Source organism: Trichocoleus sp. AS-A1, assembly GCF_039962015.1.
Taxonomy (GTDB): Bacteria; Cyanobacteriota; Cyanobacteriia; order Cyanobacteriales; family FACHB-T130; genus FACHB-T130.
Genome location: NZ_JAMPKG010000002.1, coordinates 1 through 25712 on the forward strand (window position 1 = coordinate 1; position 25712 = coordinate 25712).

A 25712-nucleotide genomic window follows, 5' to 3' on the forward strand; every position below is an offset into this window, starting at 1 on the left:
TTACTCAGGGTGACATTGATGGTTTCATCTTGCTCAAATATTGTGTCACCCAAAACATCTAGGTTGATTGTTTTGGTTGTCTCGCCAATTCCAAAGCTAAGCGTGCCGGAAAGAGCAGTTGTGCCACCTGTAACCAGTATGTTGTTGTAGTCAATGCCATTAGTTGCGGTTCCACCAATTCCATAATCAACGGTACTGGCTACACCAATTCCGCCGCTGCGCGTGACAGTAAAGGTAACGGTTTGCTTACCAGTGTCACCTTCCATTAGAGTTGGGGAAGCAGTGGTAATCGCGTATTGAATCGTGTCGTTGGATGCGATCGCTACCGTAGCATTATTCTTAGCAGTATCAATGGTGTAACCTGCACCCGTCGCCAAGTTTAGCCGCAGCGTTTCCGCTAACTCCGGCAAAGTATCATCAACAGCAGTAAGAGTAACATTGACAAAACTCTTCCCATCCGGAATCACCACCGATAAACCCTTGCTACTCAGCGTATAGTCATTTCCGCTAGCAGTGCTGCTACCATCGACAGCAAGATTTACTGTCAAATCGCCTGTTGTACCAGTACGAGTAATCTGGTAAATGCCTGTATCTGTGCCTGATTCAGCAGCGGTAGCATCGATGGCACTAATACTGACGAGTGTGGTAACGGGGATTCCGGTGGAAAACTCGGAGGTGTTGTTGGAATTGGTTGCTGTTGCGGTAATAAAGTTACCCAACGCTACCATCGTCGCCAAATTCGCTGTAAAGCTGCCATTACCGCTGGCATCAGTGGTTACATTGGTAAAGCCAAGCAATGTTTTACCCTCTCCATTACCAGACGGATCTAAGGCTGTGTTAGAGAAAAATTCCAGCCTGAATGTAGCGTTGGGGTTGCTGTTGAACGTTCCTGTAACTGTTGTGTTGGCACCATTTAAAACCGCAGAAGTAAGCAACGGGAAATTTTGTAGATTGTTCGCCCCTGCGTCACCATCGCCAACATCGTTAGCGGTTACTCCATTAGTCCCTAAATCGATTCCTAAACCAGAGTTAGAGAAGATGGCGTTGGCTAGGATGCCATTGTTAATAACAGTGCCGAAGTTGGTATCAACAAACACTCCATCGCCATTATTAAAGGCAATGGTATTGCCTGCACCAGCCGTGGTTCCGCCAATCGTGTTGTTTTTGGCATCGCTTCTTACTACCACACCGTGAGAAGTATTCCCTAAAGCACTAGTGCCATCTGCTTGGGTTCCAATGTAGTTGCCTTGTATCTGATTTCCTGTTGCCTCAGTACCTTGGATAGCAATCCCCTCAACGTTGCCAGAAATAACATTACCCGCACCCGCCGCTGTACCTCCAATGGTATTGTCAGGGGCAGATACAGTGATACCTCTTAATGAGTTGCCAATCGCCACCTTTCCGGAAGCATTAGTGCCGATGTAGTTACCTAATACCTGAGTTCCCGTAGCCGTGTTGCCTGTAATCCAGATACCGTTATTGTTGTTACCAGAAATAACATTACCTGCACCTGCGGTTGCCCCACCGATAATGTTATTGGGTGCGTATTGAATTTCTACACCATTCTGAGTGTTGCCTAAGTCGGCAGTACCAGTAGCATTGGTGCCAATGTAGTTCCCTAATACCTGGTTTCCGGTGGAACCGACTTGGCTAATGCTGACACCATTCTGATTATTGCCGGAGATGACGTTCCGTGCGCCTGTTGTCGTCCCGCCAATGATGTTGTTAGTTCCTTGGATGCTGATGCCGTCAGCAGTATTACCCAAGTCAACATTACCAGTAACATCAGTCCCGATGTAGTTCCCTTGGATTTGATTCCCGCTATCAGTGACGAAGAGACCGACACTGTTACCGGAAATAATATTGCGCGTCCCTGCCGTCGTTCCCCCGATGATGTTGTTAGAGGAACCGTTAATAAACACGCCCCAGCGGGAGTTACCTGCTACTGCATTACCCGCCGCATTAGTCCCAATAAAGTTGCCTGCAATAACATTATTGCCACCGCCACTTAACTCAACCCCATCCTGAAAACCATTAAAAATTAAGCCGCGTACTGTACTGTTACCCGCAGTAATTTTCAGTCCAGTACCCGTCCCGCTTCCACTTAATTGAATAATCGGAGTACCAGAAAATCCAGTCTGAGTAGTGCCGTCAATAATTACGGAACCGGTTAGGGTAGGTAAAGCTGAAAGGGGTGTAATTGTTTGTAAGCCAGTGCCAATTTGAAAACCGATGGTATCGGTGCCACTAAAGGCGTTGGCATTGATAATTGCTTGTCGTAGCGAACCTTCGCCGCTGTCGTTGGTGTTAATTACTACGGTGTCATTTTGCTGGATGGTGGCGGTTGCGGTATTTTGAGAAGATGCGATCGCATATGCCGCGTCAGCGACTAAATCTAACTTTAGTGTTTCAGCTGCCTCCGCTTGGATGTCATCAACTGCGGTAAGAGTAATATTGAAAGATGTTTGCCCAGCTAATAGGGTAACGCTGGCAATTCCATTGGAGATAGCGATCGCATTGCCGTTACTATCTGTTAGGGTGTAGTCACCACTGCTGGCACTGTTGTTACTGACGGCAAATTTTACAGTTAAATTGCCCGTTGTGTTGCCAGTCCGGGTAATCTGGTACGTTCCAGTATTTGCACCCGCTTCTGCTGCATCAGCATCTATCGCCTGGATGCTAACTGTCGGCGTTCCAGGGTTGACGGTAATTTGAAAGCTTTGCACTACTGAGGTATCCACACCACCGTTAGCAGTGCCGCCATTGTCCTTAACTTGGACTTGAACTGTCGCTGTAGTAGCTGTCGCAATTGTTGCAGCGGGAGTATAAGCAAGATTGCCTGTCAGCGGGTCGATTTTTGGTGCAGAGGCGAAGATACCAGGGTTGCTAGTAACGTTGACGATGTAGCTGTCGATGCTTTGGCTTGATTCGTTGGCAGCCCCCGGATTAAACCCACTCGCCCATCCAGTGACAGTTTGCGCCCCTGCCCCGGCTGCAATACTTTGATTGCCACCAAGAATGAAACTGGGGTCATCGTTTACTGAGTTAATAATAATACTTGCTGTTTCAGCATTGAGACTGAAAGAAGACGCGCCGCCACCAACCCCAGGATTTACTCCAGTTGTACCGCTAGCGAGTCCATCAGAGGCATCCCAAGCGCGGAAGGTAATGCCTGAAGTGACAGTACCGTTAAAATCGGCATTAGGGAAAAAACGGATGAGATCGCTTGTTGTATCTTTTAGTACGGTAGCAGCCGCAGCAGACACTACAAACTTATTCCAGCTACTTCCGCCATCAGTAGAATATTCCCAAGTGCCGTTGGTGTTATCTACCCCAATTACCGCAATTCCCTCGACTGCACCTGCATCTGCATCGGTGATGGGGTTGCCGCCAGCACCGCTAGCAATAATCTCAGAAACCAGAGTCCAATTGTTGCTGGCGAGGGCAACGTCTTCGTTAATTGCTGTTAGTGCCGGACTCCCGGTATTATTTAACACCGGGGCATCATTGGCTGGGGTGACGGTAATTGGTATCGTCTTGATATTGCTAGTAGCTGCACCATCGTTAGCTGTAATCTTGAGCGTGTCGCTACCATTAAAGTCTTGCTTGCCTTTGTATAGCAGTCCGTTTGTGGCGGCTAAGTTAGCGTTAATCTTGCTTTGACTGCCTGTCAGGGTGACAGTTCCCGTGCCGTTGCCATTGACTGTTAACCCAGTAGAGTTGACTGTCAAAGCACCATTGTTGACTTCTAGAGTGACGGTGATAGCAGTATTTCCCGCATCCACGTCAAATACGCTAACTCCTGCGATCGATAAATCGGTATCTTCAGCAACTGTTTGGGGTGCAAAGCTGCTGTTAGTTGTAATTGAGACATCTGATAACTTTACTTTGGCGCTGGCAGAGGTAGTACCATCCCCAAAGAAAATGAAGTTAGGGGTTTCATAGGGATCGATAGGCCCCACCCCCACCCAAGCAGTGTAATCCCGCAGCTTACCGCTAAGGATGGTGGTGCCACCTGTTGAGAGAGTGTAAGTATCGCCAAGAACTGTCAGCTGGTAGGGAATTAAACCCGCAGTAGTGTTGAAGGTAGCGCCTTCAGCATGGGTGAACAGAAGTTGGTTGTTGCTGGCAGAAGGATTTGTACTTGGATCTGTCTGAGTTGTGCCATCTTCCTGCGCCCAGATTTCGTCATCCCAGAATCCTAATTCGATGCCTTTTTTGTCGCTGCTGAGAACTATGATGCTGAAACCAGCTCTATCAGCAATGCCATCGCCGTTTTTATCAGCGGTGCCGCTCGTCGTATGATCTTCTGAGAGAACTTGGGCAGTGAAGCTGACGGTGTAACCAGTAGTGCGATCCAGGTTCGGCACGCTGTTAGGAGAATAGCCCGCATAAGTGCCTGAGTCGGCAGTGGTATCCAAGGTAGTTGCGCCACCGGAGGCACTTTGCGTTGCACTACCAACGGGAATGTATGTAAATCCTTGAGTGTCGGGCGTGGTATTTAACGAACCATCGTATTTAATTACCGAAGCACCAATAATCGGCGCATCGTTGACAGATGTAACGTTGATGGTTTCAGTAACAGCGGTGCTGGTGCCACCATCGCCATCGGTAACGACAAAGCGGACGGTGCGAGGAGTGGTGCTGGGGTTCTCTGAGGCGTTCTGATAGGTGATGTTTTGCAGCAGTGCAGTAGCGGCGGCGGGTATGGCGTTGGCGTTGAAAGTGACGACTAGAGGAGTGGTGCCAGTCCCGCCTGTGAAGGTGCCGATTTGCACTCCGCCGTATTTGACAATTGTGCCATCTAGCCCAATTTGCCCTGCACCGTTACCTTGGTTGCGAATTGCTAAACGGTCGGATGCCGTGCCACCTGCCGTAAAATCTACTGTCAGCTTCCCGGTGTCAAAGTTGAGGGAGTCGCTATCTGTGACAGTGGCGGTGCTATTAATGACGGTAGCAGCTGCATTTTCGGTGTAAGCCACAGGTGCAACTGTGAGAGCAATCGCCGGCGCAATGTTGGTGTTGGCGATCGTGTGGCTTCCTAAACCATTGAAGGTGTCTTGGGCGAACCCATCCCATTGAACGCTGGGATCAAATGGATCGAAAGGACTTGGATCTCCAGTTGTTACGTTACTCTTACGGCGCAGGGTATTATTTTGGGTACTGGTAAGCCCATTACCCCATTCTGTGCCAGGGTCGTTGCCAATTTGACCAATCGAGTCAATGATGGTTGCACCCTTACGCAGCACAACCGCATCGTCCCCGTTGTACCAGCCATTAAAATTGTTGGTTTGATCGGCTTGACCCAGAATGCTAAGGGCAGCATTAGCTTGTGCTAAAACAAATACATCCTTATCTGCTACTATGCCGCTCAAGTTGATAGTTAGAGTCGGGCTAGTGCTACCGTTTGCATAAAAGTCTACGGCGTAACCTGCTGCGGCTAAGTTAATTGCTGCCCCAGTACCGTTATAAAATTCAAGAGCTTTATTGTTGCTGCTACCTTCAACATACTCTGAGATGAACAGATCGCTTGGCAGGACTGAAGTATAAGTTGCGATCGCTGCTCCCCCAAACACCAGAGAAGTTTCTATCTGCCCTGTAGCAACTTCCAAATCCCAGTCACCGCCCAAAGCTGCGCTGCCGGTCAAGTCAACCGAAGCGGCAATGTCAGCACCTGTTAGCTGACTCAGTTGTTGCACAAAATCCGCACCGACTTCTCCTGCTGCCACATCGCAACCGTAGAGAAGGACGTCAGCATCAGGGGTTAAAGCATTTGCCCACTGTTGTAACTGGCTAGTGTATGCTTCTAGGTTGCTTGAATTCAGTTGGGTTGACCCCAGTTGCAAACTGCCTTGTGTCCCGTGGGAAACTATGTGAACGCTGGTGACGTTGGTGCGTTCTGCCAGCACTTGTGCAATTTGCCCTACTCCATCCTGCATTGGGTTCAGGATAAATACTTCCGTCCCCGGTTCCACACCAGCAGCGAGACTCTGGTAATTCTCAACTGTAGAGTCAATGAAGACTATCTTTTGTACTCGCTGGGTAGGAGAAGTCTCTACCACTGAAGAGTTTTCACCAGCAATGCCCTGACCAGCTTGGTTTGGTTTTTGATTTGAGGAGGAATGATTCCAAAAGTCTTGCATGATGAGGTTTGGGTGTAAATATCAATGGTTGAGATAAGTAGAGACACCAGAGCGATCGCCAGCGTGTCGCTCAATAACGTAGAGAAAGTCGTCAGTTTGTAGATATTCAGGTCGCCAATAGCTGGTGAACTGAATTAATCTCAGTAGATGCTGTCATATAGTTTCCAGGAATTTTGATAAACTAGCGTTTTTAGCCTCAATTATCGAAATTCCTGCAAATATCTGGCTAGAGAGGACATTTTGTTGATAAAGGTGTATCGACCGAGGACAAATGCAAACAATCTCAAAATTGCATTGCTTGGAAAAGTTATAGTGTAGTCTTTAGCACATTTCAATTCTTTCTGTACTTATTTGACACTTTAATTGTTTACTACTTTAGGAAGATGAAAAAATTTTGACAAAAACTTTATAAAAAATTCATTGTCACTTTATCTCTGCTTTATATAACTTTTTGTTATAGAGGTTTAGATCCGTAAACCCTAACCAGAACGATGTCCGATTACGGTCAACAGACGATTACCAATTGATTTTCACTTAACTAGATCGTGGTGAAATCAGCGCTGGTCAGGGTGTTTGCTTGCACTCCAGTAAGTGTTGCTAATAGTTCCCCTGTGTTCGCAAGATCGATTAAAGCATTGTTTGCATTCGCACCCGTCCCTTGGGTAATCGTTAGATACTCCAACTTCAAACCATCGGATAATACGATGAGGTCTTGAGTATCGGTGAAGTCAAGAATCGTGTTTGTGCCGCTGTTATTCGATACAACAAAGCGATCGCTACCATTACCGCCGAAGAGTGTATTTTGACCAATCCCACCATTAAGCCAGTCATCACCGTCGCCACCGGCGAGGTAATCGTTTCCTTCTCCACCTAATAGAGTGTCGTTGCCAATCCCGCCACGCAGCAAGTCATCGCCACCCAATCCTTCTAACGTATCATTGCCACCTTGACCGTTAATAACATCGTTAGAAGCATCAAAACCTTGGGTGTTGTTATCCAAATCGTTAAGGAAAGCGACGGTATTTTTGTTGAAAATCTGTTTGAGATCCTCGTTAGCGTTAGCAATTTCAAAGCTTTTCTGAATCTGCGTTTGTCCGTTAAAGAGAATATTGCCGATGTCTACCGACGCACCTGTAGATTGTTGGAGGTTATTGAAATCTTGGAGGGTAAAATTTTTCAAGATAACCTTCGTGTTATCAACGCCATCGAATGCGATCACTAGCTCGTTACCCGTTTGAGTTAAAAGTAGATTGCTGGCAATTAAACCAGTACCTTCAAATTTGAGGGTATCGACTTCGGAAATCATTTCTGCGGATGGATGATTTCCCGTTCCTACGCTACCAAAATCTGTAATCGTGTCGGTGCCATCGCCACTGCGAATCACAAAAATATCTTGGTCACCACCGCCGGTGAGGATATCATTTCCTTGCAGTCCGATCAGGGTATCGTTCCCCGCTTTCCCATCAATGCGATTATTACTATTATTGCCAACCAAGGTATTAGAACTTGCGCTGCCATTGATTGGTAAGGTAAAACGGGCGACTAGCGGATCGTGGTCGCTATCTTGAGTTGCAAACTCGGCATTGAGATGTACTACATCGATTTCTGCCGTTGTGTTGAGATTTTTACTGACCAAGATGTGGTCAAGTGCTTGAGAATTCCCTTCAAAAATGTAAGAATATTGTTCGTTTTTCGGCAAAGTATCAATCAGGTTCGTGAGGTCGTTTCCTTTCAATACTTCTAACGGCTTCGAGAACTGAAAATCATTAAAATCCCCCAGTACTATGACATTGGCATTGGGGTCAATTGCCAGTAGGCTATCGACAAAGTTATTAACGGTAGCGGCCTGCTGTAGACGTTGCGCTTCTGAAGTGAGTATTGGCGGTTGAGAACTTCCGAAAAGAGGTTGATCGCCACCTTTGGAGTTGAAGTGGTTGCCGATGACAAATACTTGATTGCCCTTGAAGAGAAACTCCCCAACCAAAGGCTTGCGACTGTTGGCAAAGGCGTCACCATTGGAAAGGTTAGTGTCAAGAATGCGACCCGGACTAGCGGAAAGTTCTACGCCATCTGTGCCGCTATTTACGGTGGTGTTGGTTATGGAGGTGCCGCTAGGACGGTCTACAAACTCAACGCGATTCGGGTTGAAGAGGAAGCCGACGCGGATATTCCCCCCCGGTTGACCGCCATCTTGGTCGTCTACCGGATTAATTTGACGGTACTGGTAAGTTGCACCACCCAAAGATGCGATCGCATCTATTAAGGTTTGGTAAGTTTGGTTAGCATCAATGACACTATCATTTGTGGCACCATTGTTGTCTTGGATTTCCTCCAAGCTAATAATGTCTGGTAATTTGAGGTTGTTGATAACAATATTCGCAAGGCTGCTAAATTTAGCGTTATCATCAGCAGGATTGAGATTCTCGACGTTAAAACTAGCAACCGTCAACTGGTCAGCACTTCCTGTTAATGCCGTTGTTTCCCGTGCTAAATTTCCCGAAGTGACGTTAGGTAAAGGTGCAGTGTTGAGAAGCTTATAATTGCCAAAGCTGTAGTCGATGACGCCAGTGATGGAACCAGTGAAGGTGTCGCCCACATTTACTTGAGGTTCACCGTTAATAATAGCATCGTCGATAATAATCCGTTCTGGGTTAAAATCCCCCGGCTGAACCACAATACCGCCCCTGTCCGTTCGGGTGCTAGCATTCACACCATTGTCAGCCAGGACGGGAATTTCACCAAAATCATTGGTAGGCCCTACCGCTACCGCATTATTCACCTGCACCCGCATTCCTTCTAGGCTTTCGTAGAAGTCAATGCCGTCTTGCGTCGGGTTGAATATACCTAATCCATCATCATCAATCACTTGAGTTGGAATCGTGCGTCCGCCCTCACCCAAAATAGTGCTACTAGGTAAAGGATTGCCCTTGGAAATTGTTGCAATCCCTGCATTCCCCACAATAATTTGAGTTGTGGAGAGACTGCTGCTATCAGAACCGCTAGGAATGAATTCATCAACAATCCCGCTAACCAGAATAGAGTCCCCAACACTGACTTTGGGGGTTATCCAAGTGAGGACGAAAATCCCGTCGGAGGTAGCATCATTCGTGTCCGGATTGGGATCTTGCAGATAAAATCCATTTGACTTTACTGCGGTGACGATACCAGGGACTTTGGAAACCAACTGACCCACCAACGGCGATGTATGGCTAGCACCTTGAATATCGTGGATGCGAATATTACCAGCTTCTAGTTCGTCGTCAGTTACGGTTACGGTAATTGTGCCGCTAATATATTGGGTTGCAGAAGCTGTTAATGTCACCGTCTGAGAACCCTCTACAAACGGATCGTTCACCGCATCAATTGCGAAGGTTGCTGATGCCTGATTTGCTGGAATGGTTACAGTTGTCGTAACGGTAGCTTCGCTGGTGTCGCTGCTGAGTAAGTTAATCGTGAGTGACTTTGATAAGTCTCCGGTTCGGGTAACAGTTCCAGTGGCAGCACCTGCACCTGCGGCTTCTGAGAAGGTGGCGGAGTCAACAGTCAAACTAAGGGATTCTGTTATTCCACTGCCAGTATTTGTCACTGTAAAGGCACTACTGGGCATCGTCAACCGTTGGGTATTATTGCCTGTCCAATTCGCTGGGTTGCTGATTTTTGTAAGTAACTCTGCTCTAGTTCCAGAAGTGCCGTTAGTAATGTTATAAGTTGCGTTATCAATTTCTGGGATAGATACCGCCGTTAATCCGTTTATTAATCCTGGCGGTAATGCAGAGTTATTGTTACTGGTCGCATTCTCTGCCCATTCCGAACCGTTACTATTAATTGCATAAATAAAAGTGGGAGCTGTTGCCAAACCCTGGTAGGCAAGGATTTGATCTCCATCACTTGAAAGTTTCATTGAACCAACGCCCGGATTGACAATTTCGCCAACCGAGTAGTTTCTATTTGCTGTCCAAGTCAGGGTTCCTTCACCCTTTCTAAATTCGTTGCTGCTTTGCCAACCTTTATTTGTAAAGTGAATTGCAGTTCCAGAAGCAATATCTTTTAGTAAAACAAAGGCAAGTTGATCGGGATCGTCAAAATTGAAACCGATAATGGCGATGTCACCAGCAGCAAGCGTTGTCGGAGCCATATAAGTCTCTTTTCATTTTCAATGGTTGTCTAGAACTGTGAAGTCAAGTGGGAGTAGTATGGCGATCGCTAAATTCCAATTTTCAGGAGCGATCGCCATACTACTGTTTCTTCACAGAGATTACTCTTTCCCTCGGCAGGTCAAATTGAGCCAACCTACTTGTGGTAAAACAGATACTTTGGCAAAATCTATCTCTCCAGAAAATTGGTTGTTTGTAGCCAACATCATCAGCACTTATCTCAGTGCCAAGGGCAGGATTTCAAACTTTCCTTAGCCTAAATAGCGCCCCCCTAAAGATATTCAGTTGATGTTAACAAACCCTGATAATTAATTCTAAGTATAAATTAAGCTGGGATGAAGTTGCCGTAAATTCACGCAATCTTCATAAACCATCTTGGTACTAAGAAATCACTATCTCTGTAGATATACTGAGAGCGGCAAAAAGTGGGCTAATACTTGTCGGCAACCACCCTCTATCTTGGGAGGGCGAACCCTGCTGCGGGGCTACCTTAAAGTCGGACAGGGAGACCCCACCCCGTCTACAGCAGGGTGGTTTCATACAATCCTTAGAAAATTTCGAGGCATTGCGACGTTTTGTAGGGATATGGCAATCAAAAAGCCCCTACCGCCAACCAAAATCAACGTTACAGAATTTTCTTTTAATAAATGAAACCACCCTGTTACCGCTCCCCGTCCACAGCTACCGTGTATATACAAGTCTTCTTGAATTTGCAAGTCCCGTTTTGATCCCCCAACCCCCGCTAAATTGGGGGGCAATCAATTTACATCAACTTTGCCTTTAAAGTCACGCTGAATCCGAGACTGAAGACTCGATAAACTGTAATAAACCGACTTGTTGCATCCGCTCTTTGAGCCAGTTATTAAACATTTCGTCAATCAATCGACGGCGCATTTGTTCATCTAGCTGTGCTGGCAAGAACTTTTCAAGTCGAACGATTGCATACCACTCTTCCAGACGAGTAGGAGGCCATAACTGTCCCGGCTGACTAATGGATAGCATTTTTGCGATCGCTGGATGCAAAGCACTCAAACTTACCGGGCCAATGACTCCCCCAGTGTGAGCTTCTGTTCCTTGGGAATATTCTCTAGCTAACTCTGCGAAAGATTGCTCTCCTTCCTGAATTCTAAAGTAGACTTCCTGGGCAATTCCCATATCTTTGGTACGAATTAAGGAACACACTACCTGGTCGAGACTCGCTTTGCGAGCGATAAAATAAGACTCGACCTTTGAACTCCAAGTAGCCATCTTAAACTTCTCTAGCAGCAAGGGTCGTACAGCTAAGTCTTCCAGTTGTTCTAAGGTCATGCCTTGGGATACCGCCCAAGCTTTTCGCGCTTCCGGGGAGGTGAGTTGGTGCTGCGCGGCAAACTGCTCTACAGCCAATTTGCGCTCTGCATCCGTGCAAGAATAGAGCGCGATCGCTTCGTCGATAATAATCCCTTGCAAAAACTGGGGCAGCAACTGATAACGGCTCAACAAAGACGGAATCTCATGTGCCAGAATTACCTTGCTGCCAACTTGAAAAATTTCCGCCATCTCAAACGCAGCTACCCGCCTAGGTTTTCCCCGATTGCATGAGTCACTCGGATTGGTTCTCAACTCTTTGCTACTGACCAAATCTTATAGCAGATTCGGTCGTTATCTTTACAGAAGTGTGGATTGAACTAGAGAATTGCCAGATGACGCAACTATTGTTTTGGCTGAAATCAACAGAGCAATTGGGATGATTTAACAGCGGGTAAAGATGAAATAATTTCCTAAGTTAAGCGATCGCGCAACGCCATCCTCCGCAACTTGCACTTCAATTAGACCGAATTTGCAAGCAAAGTGGGTGTTATCTATCAGGATGCAGGGCACATCTTGGTTGAACATTTTGGTGTGGAGGAACACGCGATCTGCCTCAACATGGATAGTCAGCGTATCTAGATATGACGTGTAGCTGCCCGCATAAGATGCCCAAGCCGAGAAATCCGGCACAAACGAAGCATCGAGTTCGATGCGTTCGCAGGGTGAAGAGTTGACCATAATATACCGTGTCGGTTCTGTTGCTTCGAGGATAAAACCGACAGGAATTTTATCTTGACTATCTGGCTTTTGTGCAAAATAAAGGTCTTTTTTGAGCGCCTGTAAAGGCATTACCTGCTCGTTTAATTCAAGCATCAGCTGACCATCCACCACCTGAATCTTGAGCAAACCCGTCTGAGGTCCCAAATATAATCCTGTATACTGCGACCATAACGCGGTATCGGGCGCGATCGCTTGCGGCTTCGGTGCCTGCTTTGGCAGATTCAGGAGTTCGTCAAAGATTCGGTTGACGATTTTGTAAGCAGCAAAGTCAGGGGCACGACGGTTGAACACCAGCGAAACTGCAACATCAGCCTCCGGAACCATGAGGAACCAGCTACCAAAGCTGCTAATTGCACCATTGTGTCCAATTCGACGTATCCCCTTGTAGGGATCAACCATGAAAGTCAGTCCATATCCCGCCCCTTCCGCCGTATACCAGTCTGCATGAAGTGTTTGCATTTGGGCAACCGACTGGGGTGAGAGGATCTGGCAATCGCGAAAACAACCCTCGTTCATGTGCATCATCGCAAAGTTTGCCAAATCTAGCACCGTGGAAATGATAAATCCTGCCGGATAGCCAGCTGTATTATCAGCAAAACGGCGATCCACCCTTAACGTCCCATCCTCATTTTGGTCATGCGATTGGGCAATCGGATAAGTCATCGCCACCGTCGGATCAAATGTCGTGCGTTGCATCTCCAAAGGATCGAAAACCAACTCTTGCATCAGTTGTGTAAATGGCTTACCGCCGACTACCTCAGCGAGATAACCAACCACCATAATGCCGGGGTTGCTATAGGAATACAGCTTGCCGGGAGGTGCAATAATCGGGTACTTCGGTATCTGGTCTCGGACGTAAGCCTCAAGTCCCTCTGGATCGCGCCGACCAAAATTTTGGGCATCCGTAGGGAGTCCAGAAGTATGAGTCATTAGCATCCGTAGGGTGATCTGTTCGGCGGCTCCCTCCTCACTGAGTGCGAACCAATCAATGTAATCTTTAATGGGCCGATCGAGGTCAAGCTTGCCCGTTTCAACCAGCCGCATCACCGCAGTACCAGTAAGCGGCTTGGTGACAGAACCAATCCGAAACAGAGTTTGCGGCGTCACGGGGATTGAGCCATCTTCCACGCTGGTGACACCAAAACCCCTGGCATAGATGACTTCCCGATTTTGGACAACCGAAAGCGCCACGCCTGGGATAGCGGAGGCTTTCATCTGTTCTTCAATTTGCTGTTCTAATTGATAAAAGTTAAGCATTGGTCTCTACATCCAGAATTTTTGTAATTAACGGATTTCATCGGATATTGTGCATCCCGCTAACAATCCGGGTAACAGCGAGGGGGCTTCCGTGTCCCTAACGGTTACGCAGACTAAACCCGCCTTGTCTACCGTAATCATTCGGTTCGTTCCCCCAAATCCATTACAGTTTAAAGAGATAACTAAAATCCGATCCTTAAGCTTATAGGGAAATCTGGAATGCATTTGAGTGAAATTACTCATCCCAACCAGTTGCACGGTCTATCAATTCGTCAACTTCAGCAAATTGCCCGTCAAATTCGGGAAAAGCATCTCCAAACTGTAGCCACCAGCGGCGGTCATTTGGGACCGGGATTGGGGGTCGTAGAACTGACAATCGCTTTGTATCAAACGCTAGACTTAGACCGCGATAAAGTAACCTGGGATGTCGGGCACCAAGCCTATCCGCACAAGCTGCTCACCGGGCGGTATAACCGCTTCCACACGCTGCGCCAAAAAGATGGCATCGCCGGTTATCTCAAGCGGTGTGAAAGTAAATTCGATCACTTTGGTGCTGGTCATGCTTCCACCAGTATTTCATCTGCTTTGGGCATGGCGATGGCGCGAGACCTCAAAGGCGATAACTTCAAAGTCGTGGCGGTAATTGGCGATGGGGCGCTCACAGGCGGTATGGCGTTGGAAGCGATTAACCATGCCGGACACTTGCCCAAAACTAACCTGCTGGTGGTGCTGAACGATAACGAAATGTCAATTTCGCCCAACGTCGGTGCGATTCCTCGCTATCTGAACAAAATGCGTCTTAGTCCGCCGATGCAGTTTATTACAGATAATCTAGAGGAGCAATTTAAGCATATTCCCTTTGTCGGTGAATCCCTAACCCCAGAACTGGAACGGGTGAAAGAAGGGATGAAGCGTCTGGCAGTTCCGAAGGTAGGGGCGGTATTTGAAGAACTCGGCTTTACTTATATGGGGCCGGTGGATGGTCATAATTTAGAGGAACTGATTGCCACCTTCAAGCAAGCGCACAAGATGCAGGGGCCAGTCTTGGTTCACGTCGCAACAGTGAAAGGGAAAGGCTACGAAATAGCGGAGAAAGACCAAGTCGGCTACCACGCACAATCCCCCTTTAACCTCGCAACTGGGAAAGCGGTTCCTTCCAGCAAACCCAAACCTCCTTCTTATGCCAAGGTGTTTTCCCACACGCTGGTCAAACTCGCTGAGAATAATCCCAAAATTATCGGCATCACAGCAGCAATGGCGACGGGCACGGGTTTAGACAAACTCGCCAGCAAACTGCCTAAGCAATACATTGATGTCGGCATTGCCGAACAACATGCGGTTACTTTAGCCGCCGGTTTAGCTTGTGAAGAAATGCGACCCGTTGTCGCGATTTACTCTACTTTTTTGCAACGTGGCTACGACCAAATCGTTCACGATGTCTGCATTCAAAAATTACCCGTCTTCTTCTGTCTTGACCGCGCCGGAATTGTCGGTGCTGACGGTCCCACGCACCAAGGGATGTACGATATCGCCTATCTGCGCTGTCTCCCGAATATGGTGTTGATGGCACCCAAAGATGAAGCTGAATTGCAGCAGATGATCGTGACGGGTGTTAACTACACCGATGGCCCGATTGCCATGCGCTATCCTCGCGGCAATGGCTACGGGGTGCCCCTGATGGAAGAAGGCTGGGAAGAACTGCCCATCGGCAAAGCCGAAATTTTGCGCCAAGGCGATGATGTTTTGATCCTGGGTTATGGCTCGATGGTCTATCCCGCCATGCAGGCAGCGGAGATTTTGAGTGAGCATGGGATTGAGGCGACTGTTGTGAATGCTCGTTTTGCGAAGCCGCTGGATACTGATTTAATTTTGCCTTTGGCTCAGCAGATTGGTCGGGTGGTGACGCTAGAAGAAGGCTGCATCATCGGCGGCTTTGGTTCGGCTGTGGCAGAAAGCTTGCTGGATAATAATCTGATGGTGCCGATAACGCGGATTGGCGTGCCTGATGTATTAGTGGATCATGCTACGCCAGAACAGTCGATGGCGGAACTGGGTCTGACACCAGCTCAAATTGCCGAGCGAGTGAGGAAATGTTTTAGTCCTCAGCTGTCAGCAGTGATGGGTTAAAGGTAGGTTTTTTTAACGCAAAGGTACGCACAGGTAAGCGCTGTCCTGCGGCTTCGCTAACGCAGAGTTACGCAAAGATATCAGTTGCGCTTTCGGCGTTCTTTTGCGTTAAGGCAAAATTACCCTAAGTGTTTTCGGGAGAAAGCACGAGGTAAAAAAGCAGTTAGTCGGGTAAATATCGGCTAAGTTGTTAGAAACTATCATATTGATAACTAGCAACTCACCGCCAATATGTCTACCAAAACTCAAGTTTTTCCGGTTATTTGGAATCAAGACCGCGTTTTGCTCATCGACCAAAACCGCCTGCCTACCGAGTACACGTTTGTCGAAATCAGCTGCTGCGAAGATATGGCGCAGGCGATTAAAACGATGATTGTCCGGGGGGCACCGGCGATTGGTGTTGCGGCTGCCTACGGGATGTACCTAGGGGCAAGGGAGATTCAGTCAGACAAGCGTGAGGAATTTTTGAGCAAGTTGGAGCAAATTGCCGAGATGTTACGGCAAACTCGTCCAACTGCGGTTAATTTATTTTGGGCGATCGCGCGGATGTTGCGAACTGCCTATGAGTCGCTCGGAACGGTAGAAGAAATCAAATCTATTTTACTGACAACTGCTAAGGCGATTAATGCAGAAGACTTGCAAACTTGTCAGGCAATCGGCGATCACGGTTTAAAAGCTTTACCCTCCAAGCCCCATAAACTGGTTATTTTGACTCACTGCAACGCTGGAGCCTTGGCAACTGCTGGCTATGGAACTGCCTTGGGCGTTGTTCGTTCTGCGTGGCGAGATGGGCGTCTGGAGCGAGTCTATGCCGATGAAACTCGTCCCCGCTTGCAAGGTGCAAAGCTGACTTCTTGGGAATGCGTCCAAGAAGGCATTCCCGTTACGGTAATTACTGATAGCATGGCAGCTCACTGTATGAAACAGGGTCTAATTGATGCAGTCGTTGTCGGTGCTGACAGGATAGCCGCAAATGGTGACACTGCTAATAAAATTGGCACTTACAGTCTGGCACTGGTTGCTAAGGCTCACAATGTTCCTTTCTTTGTTGCCGCACCCCTCTCTACAATTGATTTTGAGTTGTCTTCTGGCAACAAAATTCCGATTGAAGAGCGCCATCCATCAGAAATCTACCAAGTTGGCGATACGCTTCTGACCCCTGCTGGTGTGGAGTTTTACAATCCAGCATTTGATGTCACTCCCGCTGAATTAATTTCAGCAGTGATTACCGAGTATGGCGCGATCGCACCCAGTGAGTTAAAACAGTTTCAGACCAAACAATTGGTTTAGAAGGGCGCAAGAATACAACAGAAAAATAAAAAGGAACGAACCTTGGGAAAGACTACAGCCGAAACCAAACATCATCTTTTGAAAAACGAACCAATCCGTAAATTTGCGGCGTCTACACAAACAGATTCATCGTCTCTTTACAATTGGCAAGATTCCCTCAAACAGCGAAGAAACATACTCTTTTTCGCAACGGGTGTAATAACGATAGGGAGTTTGGTATTGGTAGGTAATCCCATTGCTTTCGCACTCGGGTTTCCCCCTATGTTGAAATGTGGCCCAGTTAAGCAATCAGCACTGGAAGAAAATATTGAGTCAATTAACTTAGCTCAAGAAGCCCATTTTTCTGAAAAAAAGTCCTTTGCTAACGACTTTAATAAGTTAGGAATCCGCCTTCAAAAGCAGGGTGATGACTACGAATATTCAACCCGTGCCACTTCTTCGGCTGCCTTTAGTTACGGGATATCCCAAAGTAAAGGAAATAACAGTTACGTTGGGGCTGTGTTTGTAATACCAGCTACTGAGGCCAAATCTAAAGTTGCTAACCGTGAGACAACAGTAACAATTTTGTGCCAAGCGGATTCCCCTGGCGCAATCAAACCTGTTGAGCCAGCTTATCAAAATGGCGCAGTTGCTTGCGGCTCCAACACCACAGAAATCTACCGTTATTCGCCTTAAGGCTAACTCGGAAGAAAGGTTAGATTGGGAATTGACACTTAAGCAATCCCAAATCTAACCTTTTCAGGAATTTCTCATTTTCCCAGTGAATACTTATTAAAGCTTTTTGTGCTTTGCGTGTATGCAAAGCACAAAAAAATTATATTGGGTTTATTTACTTGACAAAAGTGAAGATGATGAGCATCTATTTTCGAGCTAAGTGGTTAAACTTTTTATTTAAAAAACATAAAAATGAAGGTATAGCCTTCTACATTGGAATTCTGATTCTTATAATAATTTTTGGTGTTTTGGCAGTTATGGCTTTGCCTATTTTTTTGAATTGTGCCAACACAGCTAATAACAAGAGATCGCAAGGAGAAATCTATATCGTCTCTATAAACAGAGGACAAGAAGCTTACTATTTAGAAAATAATACTTTTGTTGCTTCTCTGCCGAAACTCGGTCTAAGTATTCCAAGTAAAACAAAAGATTATGAATATTCTATTCGTGCAACAAAAACAGCGGTATTTAACTACGCGATCGCTCAAGAAACTGCTTCAAAACCCCTGAAGAGCTATGTTGGGGCTGTATTCATCGTACCGGACAATCATTCCCGAGACTTAACTACAGTAAGGATTCTGTGTCAAGCGAATGCTCCCGGTGCAATCAAGCCTGTAGAGCCAGCTTATCAAAATGGCGAAGTCGCTTGCGGTTCTAACACCACAAAAATCTCCCGTTATTAGTCTTAAGGCTAACTCGGAAGAAAGGTTAGATTATGGATTGGTATCTAAGCCGGCCAAAATCTAAACTTTTCAGGAATTTCTCATCTTGCCAGTGAATACTTATTCAAGCATTTTGGACTTTGCACCTACGCAAAACACAAAAAAATATCCAGGGTTTGTTTACTTAAAAAGATGGAATATGAATATCTATTTTAGAGCTAAGTGGTTACAATATTTGTCAAATAGAAATGAGAACCAGGGTAATGTCTTGATTGCGCTTTTGGTTGTCGTTGTCATTAGCATTGTTGGTATATTGGTAGCTATAGCACTTCCTAGCGCTGTGAGCTGTGGAGGTAAAGCTGGTCAATCAGAAGGGAAACAATATATCGGCTCAATGAATAGAGCACAGCAAGCCTACTATCTAGACAATGGTGCTTTTGTGGCTTCAATTCCGAAACTAGGGTTAGGTGTTCAATCTAAAACAAAAAATTACGAATATTCCGTTCGAGCCACAAAAACGGCAGTCTTCAACTACGCGATCGCTCAAAAAACTGCCTCAAAACCGCTGAAGAGCTATGTTGGGGCTGTCTTCATAGTACCTGCATCCAAGGTAGACAAAAAGGCAGCTAAAAATAACAAAGAAACGTTAGCAATACTATGCGAGACAGATACTCCTACTAACCAACTCCCCGCAGAGCCGACTTACCAAAAAGGTGTCCTCGCTTGCGGTTCTAATACTCATTCGATACCATAGTGCCACACCTAAAAAATATAGCGATCGCCTGAAACGGCAATCTTCCAAATCAAGTGATTCACCGGAGGTAATCATGCAGCTTAAGGATAAAGAAGAACAAGAGTCAGCCAAGATATCTTCACAATTAAATCTACCCATTCAAGCTGAAGAAACAACTGAAGATACAGCAACGAATGCGGCTTCTAAAGAGCAGTTATCGCGAAATCATCTTAGTCACGACCTAAAGCCACTCTTCGTCTTAATGGGAATTCTCGGGGCGCTGGGTCTTGGAGCCTTGTTCACGCTCTGTATCTTCGCCATTTATGATATGTCTACTACTTCGTCGGATACTTGTATAGAGATACACTCAGAAGACACTATCCAGCCTCTCTAAATCCTAAAAAGGTGTCTAGTGGGCAATGCCCACCATAATTAATCAATAATGCCTAAAAGTTATGCTTCCTGATGTTGTTAAAGGCTTTTTTTTGCTGCTGTTTATATTAGTCCCCATAGAAAAAATATTTTTTTTACACAAACAGAAGATATTTCGTAAAGGATGGGAAACAGATGCCATCCATTATTTTATTGGTTACTTTGTTGGCAGAACGGCAGTATTAGCCATTAGTGGAATATTAATTGGACAGTTTCTCAAAAGCTTAATCAATTCAGAAATACAGATGAACGTTGCTTCTCAACCTGTAGCGTTCCAGTTTGTGGAAGCAATTTTTATCGCTGATGTTGGATATTACATTGCTCATAAACTCACTCATAAGATTCCTTGGCTGTGGAAATTCCATGCGATTCACCATAGCGTAGAAGAAATGGACTGGTTGGCAACGGTGCGTCTGCATCCCATTGACCAAATATTTACGAAAACTTTTCAGATAGTCCCGCTATACATATTAGGCTTTACTAAAGAAACGTTCGCTATATTTTTTATTTTTGGTGCTTTTGAAGCTTTCTTTATTCATGCCAATATAAAAATTAGGTTTGGCTGGCTTCGGTGGATAATTGCCACCCCAGAATTTCATCACTGGCATCACACCGCCGAGCGAAAGTTCTATGACAAAAACTTTGCAGCTCAGCTTCCAATTTTAGATTTAATCTTCGGCACTCTCTATATGCCTGTGGGTAAAATGCCGAACAAGTATGGGATATACGAACCTGTGCCTTCTGGGTATCTTGGACAAATACTCTACCCGTTTTCTAAACGAAAAAAGTTTATGAATCAAGTTAAAAGAATAGCAAATATATAAAAAAGTTTTTATGGTTCATAATTTTTATTTCTAGTTGTGACTAATGACATCTCGGTATTACGGTTGCTATGGTAATGAGGTTGAGGTGTCACTCATCGGAAAGTTTTATGCAAATAATAACTAAAAGAACCAGTCGTTTACGTCCTTTACCTGTAATGTTAGGGGTTGTCGCTGTTAGTGTTGGTGCAATAGGTGCCGCGATCGCGATCGCAGACATCGACATCCAAGCGATCGCAACTGGCAAATATGCAAACAAAGTAACAGTAGCGCAGTTACAGCAAGGAAGACTAAAGCCAGTATTCCTAATTGATGTGCGATCGCCAGAGGAGTACGCTGAAGATCATATTGCTCAAACTCCACTGGTACCTCTGACTCAGATTGAAACGGGTATAGGGATTGAGCGTATTAAGGCATTGGTGAAAAAGAGCGTTCAACCCAATCAACCCGAACCAACGGTAGTGCTATATTGCACCAAAGGAACCCGTTCAACTAAAGCCTACTGGATGTTAGAGGGAACGGGGTTGAAGATGGCAGTCTTATCAGGCGGTATTACTGCATGGCGGAAAGCCGTGCCTGCGGAACAAGATAAAGCGGTCTTATCTCCAATTATTTTACAAGCCAAGAAGTTGAATGCTAACTAACTTCTTATAAAAACTGATTGAATGCAAATCAAACCTAGATTACTTCTTCCTCAGAAGTTGGTTAATTTGACTTTGCAGCTTTTCTTGTAATAGTTGTGCGTGTCGGTAAGCAGCGTTTCGGTCTTGCCGAGTAGAAGTTTTTGGTTCTGGAAGTTGCTCGTCTTCAACAACTTCGGTTGACCAAGTTTGATAGAGAGGCTGAATAAAATAACGCAGCCGACTTCGCATTGCCCAAACACCCATAGATGGGAAGAGAATGAAGAAAAACATCAAAAAAGAGACAGGCAAGAAAGGCAAGTAGATGGCTCTTGCAAATTTTTTGAGATTGATTGCCCAAGGATGCAAAGATTCATTGCCAATGCAAGCAACGGGCAGAATCGGAATGCGATAGCGATCGCTTAACTGGATAAAACTTGGATGAAAAGTGTCTAACTGATAACGCCTTTTCCACCCTTTTCCCGGCCCGCGTATGCCCTCCGGAGCGTATAGTAAGATGGTTTTTTGAGCCACCGCCGCTTCAAATTCATCAGCTTCTGCCCTAACGCCACCTAGAACTTGCGACCATCCTGGAGGTAGCCACCAAATCACCCAGGGATGTTCAAACAACGAAACACCCGCCAGCGGTTGCACAACCCATTCACGTGTCTGGCTTAAGAGCGTTCCTAATCCCAAAATATCCCAAGGGAAACACATTCCCGCATGGTTCATTGATACAATCAATGGCCCAGTTTGAGGTAAATTTTCGAGTTGTTGTAGCTCTCCTTGAAAATAATATTTCACAATTGGAGCCAGCACTTCATCTCGGAAAGCCTGCTGATAATTTGGGTCAAACTCCCCTTCTCCCCGGCGGGGTGAACGAAAGCCGAGACGTATCCAACGAATCAACAGCGCCAGATAAAATCCCCCAGGAATGAGAAACAATCCATACTCCAGCCAATTCCAACCATCGGAATCGGCGTGATAGTGTTGCCAGTGGCGGTTGAATAAAATCAGCCAGCCTGGAGGATACCAAAGACAAAACCAATCAAACCAATTCCAACAATAATCGTGAATACGCCCAGCCATGCCATTCTCAATCTCGGCATTCTCGCTAAACCGCAACAATCGCACTTCAATCTCCTAATCGTGTTCGGCGCTATATTACCCGATATTCCAATTTTTGTTTTCTACCTTGTGGCGAGATATATTCAACGCCTACCAGAACGCCAAATCTGGTCAACCGCTTATTACCAACCCTTTTGGCAAAATATTATCCACCTGTTTCATTCAATTCCATTGCCTTTAATTGGGGTAGCGATCGCTCGCTACTACGGGTGGAAACCTATTGAAATTATCTTTTTGAGCATGGTGCTACATTCCCTCGGAGATTTACCCGTCCACAGCGACGACGCGCACAGGCATTTTTTGCCCTTCAGCGATTATCGTTTTATCAGTCCTATCTCTTATTGGGATACTAACAAATACGGCACGATTGTTTCTTTCGTTGAGCGGTTGCTGGTGCTGGTAGCAACCGTTTACGTCTTCGGGATGGTTCACTCCTACATCGGCAAAGGACTACTCATTGCAGTGAACTTGATTTATTGGCTCAGTTATCTCTACTTCTGGGTTTTCTAAGAAATATTGAACTTTTCGCCATGAAGTTACATCTTGCTCTAGGCTGTTGAAACACAGTTACACAAACAAAACCTGCTGGGAGCAGGTTACAAAACCCTTTATTTTCAGTTGGTTCGCGCTTTCCTAGCTAGAATGCGATCGCCTTTCCATTCTGAGCTTGGCGCAAGATGTGAGTTGAGCTATTTTAACCACGATAACCACGCAGACCAACTTTGTACTAAGTGAGCAAATTCGGCATAACCGGCAGCACCGGGGTGAGCGCCATCATTCGCTGTTGCCTCACCGATCCACACCGATGACGCCTGTAAAGGAGTAAAAACATCTAAATAAGGCACATTGCGATCGCTACATAAACGAGCTAACTGCTCAGACAAACCAGCAATCCTAAAATTTTGCTCAATCTCTGCAACAGGTGGCGCTCCCACCATCAAGACTGGAAATGTTTGCCGTGCAACTTCAAGAATTTCCGTGCAATTCTCTAGGGAATCCGCTAACTCCACACGAGTCTTCCCATTTTCCAGGGTGGTGTCATTGACACCAAACGAGAAAACAATCCTGCCATCATATTCTTTAGGCAAGCGACAAGCAACCTCACCTAGCCAACGGGATCTAATATCCGCGCTGGTTTCCCGCCGTACCCCAAGATTGTAATAAGTAATGTCATAACCTTGCTTTCGTGCTGCTGCACAAATTCTTCCCGTCCAACCAAGACACTCTGGATCGCCAGTTCCGTTTACAAAGGAGTCACCAATAAAGCAAATTCGCATTTTGTCTGAAATTTATTTTTAGTTTTTTCCCATATTTATTTTTCTGAATAGCACCAGCATCCTTGGCTCTAGAAGAACTTCACCGGATTGAGCGAGCGCTCTTACAGTTTTTCATAAAAATTCCATTTCCTCTTTAATATTTTGCCTAGCTTGTTGTTCTAGAGCAACAAACATTTTTTCAGTAAAATATATTCGTTCTCGGTTTAAAAAGCTCTGCAATACTTGTTTCCTACCTGTTCTGTATTTTGTGGAAGAGACCCATAAATACTCTTTTCTAATTGCTTGAGCATATATTCTGTATTTAGTAGCCGATGCTCCTAATATAGAAAGGTCTGCATCTAGAAAAATTTTGCTGTCAATACCGTCTATATTTTGATGGTATTTGGTTTTTATAATTAAGGAATATACAACCTCTATAGTTGATGAGGGAATGTCTAACCCTTTCAAAATCATCGCTGCATATTCTGCACTTTTTTCCTCATTATCGTTAGCTTTTGGGTTATAAACTGCATCGTGGAACCAAGTTGCAAATTCAATTGCTGCGTGGTTTTGGGATAGCGAGCGCAAATCGTTAAGTGTTGCTAAAATTTGTTCTATATGCTCCAGAGTATGATAATATCTACCATCACTGGAGTAAGCCTCAAATAATTCAAGCAACACTTTCTGACCAATCTCTTGCTCAACCTGAAACGGTTGTAGTAAAGACTCCCATCTAGATTGCAAAGTAAAGCATCTTTCTGTGTCTAGATTGTAGCGCGATCGCATACTTCCCCAAATTTCTTAGCGAATCATTTGCTCTTGGTTAATGAATTAAAATACATCAACTGACTCAAAGTGCTTTTGAGACTGAGCGTGTGCAGCTTCGCCACAGGTGCGGGGAGTAGGAAATATTTTACCTGGATTAGCCAAACCCTTGGGATTAAATACTTGGCGCACCCATTGCATTGTTTCTAAATCCGTTTCGGTAAACATTTGCGGCATATAGCATTTTTTATCTGCACCAATCCCGTGTTCCCCAGAAAGGCTTCCGCCTACTTCTACGCAAAGTTTAAGAATTTCTCCCCCTAATTCTTCCACCTGTTCCAATGCCCCAGGAATCGAATTATCATAAAGAATGAGTGGGTGAAGATTCCCGTCTCCAGCATGAAAGACGTTAGCAATACGATAGCCGTATTTTTGGCTCAATGCTTCAATTTCTTGCAGTACAAATCGCATTTGAGTCCGGGGAATTACCCCATCTTGGACATAATAATCAGGACTGAGTTTGCCTGCTGCTGCGAAGGCTGCTTTCCGTCCTTTCCAGAGCTTTAGACGGGTTTCTGGCTCGTTTGCCGTGGTGATGCTACGCGCTCCATTGGTGGTGCAAATTTCCGCAATACGCTGTTTATTTGCCGCCACTTCCACTTCTAAGCCGTCTATTTCAACTAACAAGATAGCGGCAGCATCTCTAGGATAACAACCTGTTGCTACAACATCTTCGACAGCGTTGATGCTGATATTATCCATAATCTCCATACCGCCTGGAATTATGCCAGCGCTGATAATATCTGATACAGCGGCTCCAGCATCTTCGACACTGGTAAAATCTGCTAAAAGAACGCAAATAGATTCCGGGGTCTTAAGAATTCTCAAAGTAATTTCTGTAGCGATACCTAGCGTGCCTTCAGAACCAACAAATAAACCCGTTAAATCGTAACCAGGCATTTCGGGAATTTGTCCTCCCACGTCTACAATAGAGCCATCGGCGAGAACTAATTTTAAACCTAAAACGTGGTTGGTGGTGACGCCATATTTAAGACAATGGACGCCTCCAGAATTTTCTGCAACGTTACCGCCAATCGAGCATACAATCTGGCTGGAAGGGTCAGGCGCATAGTAAAATCCGGCACCGCTAACGGCTTGTGTTACCCAGTTATTAATTACTCCTGACTGCACCACAACCCGCTGATTTTCTAAGTCAATGCTCAAGATTTTTCGCATCAATGCAGTAACAATTAGCACGCAATTTTCTACAGGCAAGGCTCCACCAGAAAGTCCAGTGCCAGCACCGCGTGCAACCCAGGGAATTTGATTTTGGTCGCATATCCTCACTGCCGCTGCGACTTCTTCTGTGGTGCGCGGTAGCACAACGAGGGCAGGTTTTTGTCGGTAGCTAGTTAAACCATCGCACTCGTAGGTTATTAACTCCTCACGACGCTGCACGACGCCGTTTTTCCCGATAACTGCCTCAAATTGCTTAATGATCGGTTGCCAGTTGTGCTGTTGTTTGTCTTGGGTAATCATC

At 45.7% G+C, this 25712-nt stretch carries 18 protein-coding genes; 10 read left to right on the forward strand and 8 right to left on the reverse strand.

Features of this window, described 5'->3' with window-relative positions:
- Together NC994_RS01790 and NC994_RS01795 are read right to left on the reverse strand one after the other, a co-directional pair.
- Window positions 1-6143: DUF4347 domain-containing protein (locus NC994_RS01790; protein ID WP_190440693.1), on the reverse strand; the 6143-nt coding region annotated here is incomplete at its 3' end.
- A gap of 538 nt (window positions 6144-6681) precedes the next feature.
- Window positions 6682-10278 carry an endonuclease/exonuclease/phosphatase family protein gene (locus tag NC994_RS01795; protein WP_199299808.1) on the reverse strand — a complete coding sequence of 1199 codons (3597 nt, stop codon included), beginning with the start codon at window positions 10276-10278 and terminating at the stop codon, window positions 6682-6684.
- Window positions 10279-10315: 37 nt separating this feature from the next.
- Between NC994_RS01795 and NC994_RS01800 the strand changes: the two genes are divergently transcribed.
- Window positions 10316-10552: a hypothetical protein gene (locus NC994_RS01800; RefSeq protein ID WP_190426718.1), complete on the forward strand. Its 237-nt coding sequence runs from the start codon at window positions 10316-10318 to the stop codon at window positions 10550-10552.
- 531 nt (window positions 10553-11083) lie between these two features.
- Here NC994_RS01800 and NC994_RS01805 read toward each other — a convergent pair.
- Both NC994_RS01805 and NC994_RS01810 read right to left on the reverse strand, forming a co-directional pair.
- Entirely contained in the window at window positions 11084-11836 is a 753-nt protein-coding gene (locus NC994_RS01805) for a peptidylprolyl isomerase (RefSeq protein WP_190426720.1), read from the reverse strand.
- A 192-nt stretch (window positions 11837-12028) separates the two neighbouring features.
- A complete protein-coding gene (locus NC994_RS01810; RefSeq protein WP_190440696.1) occupies window positions 12029-13624 on the reverse strand; it encodes a serine hydrolase domain-containing protein in 1596 nt (531 codons plus the stop codon).
- A gap of 219 nt (window positions 13625-13843) precedes the next feature.
- Between NC994_RS01810 and dxs the strand changes: the two genes are divergently transcribed.
- From dxs to NC994_RS01850, 8 genes are all read left to right on the forward strand, one after another.
- The gene (dxs, locus tag NC994_RS01815) at window positions 13844-15751 is read left to right on the forward strand and encodes a 1-deoxy-D-xylulose-5-phosphate synthase (RefSeq protein ID WP_190440698.1); all 1908 of its coding nucleotides are present in this window, start codon (window positions 13844-13846) and stop codon (window positions 15749-15751) included.
- Window positions 15752-15982: 231 nt separating this feature from the next.
- Entirely contained in the window at window positions 15983-17041 is a 1059-nt protein-coding gene (gene mtnA / locus NC994_RS01820) for an S-methyl-5-thioribose-1-phosphate isomerase (protein ID WP_190440701.1), read from the forward strand.
- Between the two features lie 42 nt (window positions 17042-17083).
- Window positions 17084-17716 (forward strand): type IV pilin-like G/H family protein, encoded by a 633-nt coding sequence (locus NC994_RS01825; protein WP_190440703.1) that lies wholly within the window; start codon window positions 17084-17086, stop codon window positions 17714-17716.
- Window positions 17717-17889: 173 nt separating this feature from the next.
- Window positions 17890-18438 (forward strand): type IV pilin-like G/H family protein, encoded by a 549-nt coding sequence (locus NC994_RS01830; protein ID WP_190440705.1) that lies wholly within the window; start codon window positions 17890-17892, stop codon window positions 18436-18438.
- 91 nt (window positions 18439-18529) lie between these two features.
- The gene (locus NC994_RS01835; protein ID WP_190668444.1) at window positions 18530-19171 is read left to right on the forward strand and encodes a type IV pilin-like G/H family protein; all 642 of its coding nucleotides are present in this window, start codon (window positions 18530-18532) and stop codon (window positions 19169-19171) included.
- Between the two features lie 73 nt (window positions 19172-19244).
- On the forward strand, window positions 19245-19544 hold the full coding sequence (locus NC994_RS01840) for a hypothetical protein (protein WP_190440712.1): 300 nt from the start codon (window positions 19245-19247) through the stop codon (window positions 19542-19544).
- A gap of 61 nt (window positions 19545-19605) precedes the next feature.
- Complete coding sequence (locus tag NC994_RS01845; RefSeq protein ID WP_190440714.1) at window positions 19606-20406, forward strand: sterol desaturase family protein; 801 nt, start codon at window positions 19606-19608, stop codon at window positions 20404-20406.
- A gap of 107 nt (window positions 20407-20513) precedes the next feature.
- Window positions 20514-21047, forward strand: a complete 534-nt coding sequence (locus NC994_RS01850) for a rhodanese-like domain-containing protein (protein ID WP_190440715.1) — start codon at window positions 20514-20516, stop codon at window positions 21045-21047.
- Window positions 21048-21086: 39 nt separating this feature from the next.
- Here the strand turns inward: NC994_RS01850 and NC994_RS01855 are convergent, their stop codons facing one another.
- Window positions 21087-22112: a 1-acyl-sn-glycerol-3-phosphate acyltransferase gene (locus tag NC994_RS01855; protein WP_190440717.1), complete on the reverse strand. Its 1026-nt coding sequence runs from the start codon at window positions 22110-22112 to the stop codon at window positions 21087-21089.
- Between NC994_RS01855 and NC994_RS01860 the strand changes: the two genes are divergently transcribed.
- A complete protein-coding gene (locus NC994_RS01860; RefSeq protein ID WP_190440719.1) occupies window positions 22095-22661 on the forward strand; it encodes a hypothetical protein in 567 nt (188 codons plus the stop codon). The genes NC994_RS01855 and NC994_RS01860 overlap by 18 nt on opposite strands.
- Window positions 22662-22840: 179 nt before the next feature.
- Here NC994_RS01860 and NC994_RS01865 read toward each other — a convergent pair whose 3' ends face one another.
- The 3 genes from NC994_RS01865 to glcD all read right to left on the reverse strand — a co-directional run bounded on the left by NC994_RS01865 (window position 22841) and on the right by glcD (window position 25711).
- Complete coding sequence (locus NC994_RS01865) at window positions 22841-23428, reverse strand: GDSL-type esterase/lipase family protein (RefSeq protein WP_190440721.1); 588 nt, start codon at window positions 23426-23428, stop codon at window positions 22841-22843.
- A gap of 111 nt (window positions 23429-23539) precedes the next feature.
- Entirely contained in the window at window positions 23540-24193 is a 654-nt protein-coding gene (locus NC994_RS01870) for a hypothetical protein (protein ID WP_242032605.1), read from the reverse strand.
- Between the two features lie 45 nt (window positions 24194-24238).
- A complete protein-coding gene (glcD, locus tag NC994_RS01875; protein WP_190440723.1) occupies window positions 24239-25711 on the reverse strand; it encodes a glycolate oxidase subunit GlcD in 1473 nt (490 codons plus the stop codon).
- Window position 25712 lies beyond the last annotated feature (1 nt).

Bases quoted from the DNA above. Each gene is read 5' to 3' on its own strand.
- NC994_RS01795 (WP_199299808.1), bottom strand. From the start codon at position 10,278: ATGGCTCCGACAACGCTTGCTGCTGGTGACATCGCCATTATCGGTTTC.
- NC994_RS01805 (WP_190426720.1), bottom strand. From the start codon at position 11,836: ATGGCGGAAATTTTTCAAGTTGGCAGCAAGGTAATTCTGGCACATGAG.
- NC994_RS01810 (WP_190440696.1), bottom strand. From the start codon at position 13,624: ATGCTTAACTTTTATCAATTAGAACAGCAAATTGAAGAACAGATGAAA.
- dxs (WP_190440698.1), top strand. From the start codon at position 13,844: ATGCATTTGAGTGAAATTACTCATCCCAACCAGTTGCACGGTCTATCA.
- mtnA (WP_190440701.1), top strand. From the start codon at position 15,983: ATGTCTACCAAAACTCAAGTTTTTCCGGTTATTTGGAATCAAGACCGC.
- NC994_RS01830 (WP_190440705.1), top strand. From the start codon at position 17,890: ATGATGAGCATCTATTTTCGAGCTAAGTGGTTAAACTTTTTATTTAAA.
- NC994_RS01840 (WP_190440712.1), top strand. From the start codon at position 19,245: ATGCAGCTTAAGGATAAAGAAGAACAAGAGTCAGCCAAGATATCTTCA.
- NC994_RS01845 (WP_190440714.1), top strand. From the start codon at position 19,606: ATGCTTCCTGATGTTGTTAAAGGCTTTTTTTTGCTGCTGTTTATATTA.
- NC994_RS01850 (WP_190440715.1), top strand. From the start codon at position 20,514: ATGCAAATAATAACTAAAAGAACCAGTCGTTTACGTCCTTTACCTGTA.
- NC994_RS01855 (WP_190440717.1), bottom strand. From the start codon at position 22,112: ATGGCTGGGCGTATTCACGATTATTGTTGGAATTGGTTTGATTGGTTT.
- NC994_RS01865 (WP_190440721.1), bottom strand. From the start codon at position 23,428: ATGCGAATTTGCTTTATTGGTGACTCCTTTGTAAACGGAACTGGCGAT.
- NC994_RS01870 (WP_242032605.1), bottom strand. From the start codon at position 24,193: ATGCGATCGCGCTACAATCTAGACACAGAAAGATGCTTTACTTTGCAA.
- glcD (WP_190440723.1), bottom strand. From the start codon at position 25,711: ATGATTACCCAAGACAAACAACAGCACAACTGGCAACCGATCATTAAG.